5 protein-coding genes are annotated in these 5,076 nt (G+C 45.3%); all 5 read left to right on the plus strand.

Features of this window, described 5'->3' with window-relative positions; all coding sequences use genetic code 11:
- Positions 1 to 783, plus strand: a 783-nt coding sequence (locus RYO92_RS10735) for a glutamate ligase domain-containing protein (protein ID WP_315370373.1), incomplete at its 5' end; no start/stop codon positions are given.
- Positions 768 to 2,750, plus strand: coding sequence for a replication restart helicase PriA (priA, locus tag RYO92_RS10740; protein WP_315370374.1), 1,983 nt, complete (start codon positions 768 to 770; stop codon positions 2,748 to 2,750). The genes RYO92_RS10735 and priA, both read left to right, overlap by 16 nt.
- A gap of 14 nt (positions 2,751 to 2,764) precedes the next feature.
- Entirely contained in the window at positions 2,765 to 3,259 is a 495-nt protein-coding gene (def, locus tag RYO92_RS10745) for a peptide deformylase (protein ID WP_007155920.1), read from the plus strand.
- A 5-nt stretch (positions 3,260 to 3,264) separates the two neighbouring features.
- The gene (gene fmt / locus RYO92_RS10750) at positions 3,265 to 4,269 is read left to right on the plus strand and encodes a methionyl-tRNA formyltransferase (RefSeq protein ID WP_315370376.1); all 1,005 of its coding nucleotides are present in this window, start codon (positions 3,265 to 3,267) and stop codon (positions 4,267 to 4,269) included.
- Position 4,270: 1 nt separating this feature from the next.
- The gene (locus tag RYO92_RS10755; RefSeq protein ID WP_315370375.1) at positions 4,271 to 4,975 is read left to right on the plus strand and encodes a zinc metallopeptidase; all 705 of its coding nucleotides are present in this window, start codon (positions 4,271 to 4,273) and stop codon (positions 4,973 to 4,975) included.
- Positions 4,976 to 5,076 lie beyond the last annotated feature (101 nt).

Raw genomic sequence — 5,076 nt, forward strand, 5'->3', positions numbered from 1 at the left:
GTATTTACCAATATCGGTTCCGCCCATTTGGAGAATCTGAAGACCAAGGAAAATACCTGCTTTGAGAAAATGCATATTCTGGAAGGAAATCAAAAGGAAGTTTCCCTGTATTTGCCGAAAAAGGATGCTATATTGGGAACGCTTACGGAAGAGAAAATCAGAGCCATGGGATTCTTGGGAGAGAAGAAGCTAAATCTTTTCTTCTACGAAAAGAAGGAGGAGATTCCCCTTTCCGTTCCCGGAGAACATATGGAGGACAATGCTTCCGTAGCCATGGCGATAGGTCTTTCTCTGGGATTACACAAACAAAAGCTCTTACAGGGCTTATTGGAATTTCAGGGCTTAAAGGGAAGAGGCGGCAGACTTTCTACGGAAGATGGCATTATGATTATTGATGACAGCTACAATGCATCTCCTGATTCCATGAAGGCTTCCTTAAAGGTCTTGGCTTCAGAGAAAGGGGCGAAAAGAAAGATTGCCGTTCTTGGAGATATGAATGAGTTGGGGGATAATGAAATCGCCTATCATCGGGAAATCGGAGAACTTTTAAAGTCTCTTCCTATTGATGCATTATTTACCTTAGGAAAGAAGGGAGAAGAGATTCGGAAAGCTATGGGAGAGAAGCTGATTCCCGGAAAAGCCTGCTTTAATCTTGAAGAGCTGTCCTTCTCTTTGGAAGAAGAAATTAAGCCTGGAGATCTGCTTTTATTTAAGGCTTCCAACTCCCTTTCTCTTTCCAAGGTGATTCAAGAAATAAGGAGTAAGCATTGTTTGCCAAAGTAATCGTAGATATTTCTCATGAATCTATCGATAAATGTTTTACCTATAGGGTCCCTAAGGAAATTTCCTTATCTGTCGGGGATCCTGTTTTGATACCCTTTGGAAGAGGAAAGAAAAAGGGCTATGTAATCGATATAGAAGAGCTGGCAGACTTCCCTGAAGAGAAAATTAAAGACATTCTTTCTCCTTTGGAAAAGGAGTTCTCCGTAGAAAAACAGCTTTTGGATCTGGCCATTTGGATGGCGGAGGAATACGGAACGACCTTAAATCAATGCTTAAAAACCGTACTTCCGGTAAAGAAGAAGACGAAAAACAAAACAAAGCCGGGAAAGATACAATATGGAAACCCCTATCCTGCTCCAAAACTCAATGCAGAGCAGGAGGAGGTTCTTTTTGCAATGCAGGAATATTTTCAGGAGGAGGAAGCGCCTTCCGCCCTGCTTTTCGGCGTTACCGGATCCGGAAAGACGGAGCTGTATTTGCGTTTAATCGAAGATTGCCTTGCCAAAGGGAAGGAAGTGATTTATCTGATTCCTGAAATTTCCCTAAGCCATCAAAGCAGAATGCGGGTGGAGGGACGTTTCCCCGGACAGGTGGCGGTATTACATTCCAAAATGAGCCAGGGAGAACGGGCGGAGAGCATGGAAAAGTGCCGGTCCGGAGAGGTGAAGCTTTTACTGGGCCCTCGTTCAGCCCTCTTTGCGCCATTTTCCAATTTAGGACTTATCATTATTGATGAGGAGCAGGAACGTTCCTACAAGTCGGAAACCGCTCCCCGATACGAAAGTCGGGATGTGGCAAGAAAAAGGGGAGAACTGGCCAAGTGTCCGGTACTTTTCGGCTCTGCAACACCTTCCGTCAATATTTTCCGAGAGGCGGAGGAGGGAAAAGTCAGACTGTTTACTTTAAAAAACAGGGCGGTGGAGGGAAGTTTTCTACCAAAGCTGACTCTTATTGACTTACGAAAGGAATTGGAGGAGGGAAACCGTTCCATTTTTTCCAAAGCACTGGAGGAAGCGGTATTAAAGCGTTTGGAAAGGGGGGAACAAAGTATTCTCTTTATGAACAGAAGGGGCTATTCTCCCTTTGTGAGCTGCAGAAAGTGCGGAAAGAGCTTAAACTGTCCCCACTGCGACGTAAGTCTGACGCTTCACAAAAACGGTATGCTGCAATGCCATTACTGCGGCTATAGCAGAAAACTGGAAAAGAAATGTCCAAACTGTGGCAGCAGTTATCTTTCCCCCTTTGGTACCGGAACGGAAAAGCTGGAAAAAATCTGCCATGCAGTCTTCCCCAAAGCAAGAATTCTTCGTATGGACGGAGATACCACAGGGAAAAAGGGGAAATACGAAGAAATTTTACAGGATTTTGCCGAGGAGAAGGCGGATATTCTTTTGGGAACCCAGATGATTGTAAAAGGACATGATTTTCCGAAGGTCACTCTGGTGGGCATTATGGCGGCGGAGCAGCTGTTCTTTCAGTCGGATTTTCAGGCAAGGGAATATGCTTTCCAGATTCTTACCCAGGCAGCAGGTAGGGCAGGCCGGGGAAAGCTTCCCGGAGAAGTCTTGATTCAAAGCTATCGTCCCGAGGAGGAAGTACTGGAGCTGGCTTTGGAACAGGACTACTTTGCTTTTTATCAGTCGGAAAAGAAGTTTCGGAAAAGACTGGAATATCCTCCCTTTGCCAGAATGCTGGCTATCCAATGCAGCTATCAAGAGGAAGAGTTTTTAAGTCTGATGCTGGAGAAGACCATCAAAAGAATCCAGGGGAAATTGGAGAAGGAGCAGGCGGAGTTATTTGGTCCCTTCCCTGCCACCATTTATAAGCTAAAGGATAATTTTAGGAAAATCATCTATATTAAGCAAGAATCCCATGATATAATCATCCGATTAAGAAATCTATTTGTTGAGGAGCTTCGAAAAGAGGATAAACGCTCTTTGATTCAGCTCCAGTTTGATCTTTTATAGAGAGGGTATAGTTTATGGCAATTCGCAGCATCCGAAAAATCGGAGACTCCATTTTGGAAAAGAAGTGTAAAGAAATTAAGGAAATGACGGATAAAACCAGAGATTTGATTCAAGATATGTTTGAAACAATGTATGACGCCAACGGTGTTGGACTGGCGGCTCCTCAGGTGGGGATTTTAAAGCAGCTTTTTGTGGTGGATATCGGAGACGGTGTTCGCTATGTGTGCATTAATCCTAAAATCGAAGCTGTGGGAGAGGAAGAGCAGTGCGGAGAAGAGGGCTGTCTTTCCGTTCCGGGAAAGGAAGGAAAGGTTACCCGGCCCATGAATATCCATCTGGAGGCCCTGGATCAGAACATGGAGCCCTTTAGCTTGGATGCTTCCGGCTTTTTGGCCAGAGCCTTCTGCCATGAGTATGATCATCTCCAAGGGGTTCTCTATACAGAGAAGGTAGAGGGAGATTTGGAAGATGTTCAATATGAAGAACTGGAAGAGGAGGAAATGATTTGAGAATCGTGTTTATGGGAACCCCGGACTTTGCGGTGAAGGGGTTAGAGGCCATCCATCAGGCCGGACATGAGATTCTCTTGGTAATCAGTCAGGAGGATAAAGCAAAGGACAGAAAGGGAAATCTCCTTAAGACGCCGGTAAAACAGGCAGCAGAAAGACTGGAGCTTCCTGTTCGTTCCGTACATCGTCTGAGAAAAGACGAAGAACTCCTTGCATATTTAAAGGAATTAAAGCCGGATTGCATTGTGGTGGCTGCCTTCGGACAGATCCTTCCCAAGGAGCTTTTAGAGCTTCCCCGCTATGGCTGTGTGAATATCCATGCTTCTTTACTGCCTCTTTATCGGGGAGCTTCTCCGATTCAGCAGGCTATTTTGCATAGAGACAAGGAAACCGGTATTTCCACCATGCTGATGGCGGAGGGCTTGGATACCGGAGATATCCTGCTTCAAAAAAAGCTTCCTTTAACGGGGGAAGAAACCGGAGAAAGTCTTTTTGAAGCCCTTTCTTTGCTTTCACAGGATTGTATTTTGGAAACCCTTAGTCTTTTAGAGCAGGGGAATTGCCCCAGAAGGGCTCAGGAAGAGGAAAAGGCCAGCCATTGCAGTATGATTGTAAAGCAGGACGGTTTTGTGAATTGGAATAAGCCTGCCGTGGAAATTGAAGCCATGGTTCGGGCCTTTAATCCCTGGCCTGCTGCAGTCAGTATTCTTCCCAACGGAAAAAGCTTTAAAATCTGGAAAGCCAGAGTTATCAAACAGAAAGATGAGAATTTTCAAAGTTTTTCAGAAATTAAAGAAGATTTGCTCTTAGCCCATTTACCGGAAAGTCTTTCGGAAGAAGGGAAGGCGGCCTTTCGGAAGAAGGACGGTATAGGAAAGATGTATCGCAATAAGGAGAACAATCGCCTTCTTCTTTCCACAGGGGAAGGATATTTGGAGATTTTGGAAATTCAGGTAGAAGGGAAAAAACGTTTGGATACCCCTGCCTTCTTACTAGGATTCGGAGGATAAGATGCCTTATTCATACTATTTTTTTGATCCCACAATGATTTTTGTTTATATCGGCATGGGGCTTTCCCTGCTGGCCTCCTCTTTGGTGAAGTCCACCTTTGCCAAATATGACCGGGTTCGTTCCCAAAGAGGTATCAGCGGAAGAGAGGCGGCGGAGATTATTTTACAGAAAAACGGTATCGGCTATGTGCAGGTGCTTTCCGTAAGAGGACATCTGAGCGATTTCTACAGCCCGAAGGACAAAACGGTAAATCTGTCGGAAGCCACGGAGAACTCCACCTCCATTGCGGCCATCGGTGTTGCCGCCCACGAGTGCGGACATGCTGTTCAGGATGCGGTAGGCTATATGCCCCTGGTCATCAGCCGGAATATTAATCCGGTTTGTGCTATTTGTTCTCAGCTGGCCATTCCCATTATTTTTATCGGCTTTCTGATTGGTATGAGCGGTTTCATTCAATTGGGAATTATTGTTTTCGCAGTGGCGATTTCCTTTCAGATTATTACCCTTCCGGTGGAGTGGAATGCGTCCCAAAGAGCCATGCGAATCTTAGAAGAGGAGGGGATTTTGAGTCCCCAGGAAATCAAGGGAGTTCGGGCAGTCCTTACTGCAGCGGCTCTTACCTATGTGGCGGCAGCGGCATCCTCCGTATTGCAGCTTCTTCGTTTACTCATTCTCTATGGAGGAAGAGGCAGAAGAGATGACTAAGGCTGAAAAAATGAAAAGCAAGACCGGAGTCAATGTAGGAATATCCACCGGAGGCAAAATGGATAAGAGGAAGAAAAACTTAAAGCCAAGAGTGGAAAAGA

The organism is Oribacterium sinus (assembly GCF_963553175.1).
GTDB classification, from domain to species: Bacteria; Bacillota; Clostridia; order Lachnospirales; family Lachnospiraceae; genus Oribacterium; species Oribacterium sinus_B.

Excerpts from the sequence above, each read along its gene's own strand:
- RYO92_RS10755 (WP_315370375.1), top strand. The coding sequence starts at position 4,271 with ATGCCTTATTCATACTATTTTTTTGATCCCACAATGATTTTTGTTTAT.
- def (WP_007155920.1), top strand. The coding sequence starts at position 2,765 with ATGGCAATTCGCAGCATCCGAAAAATCGGAGACTCCATTTTGGAAAAG.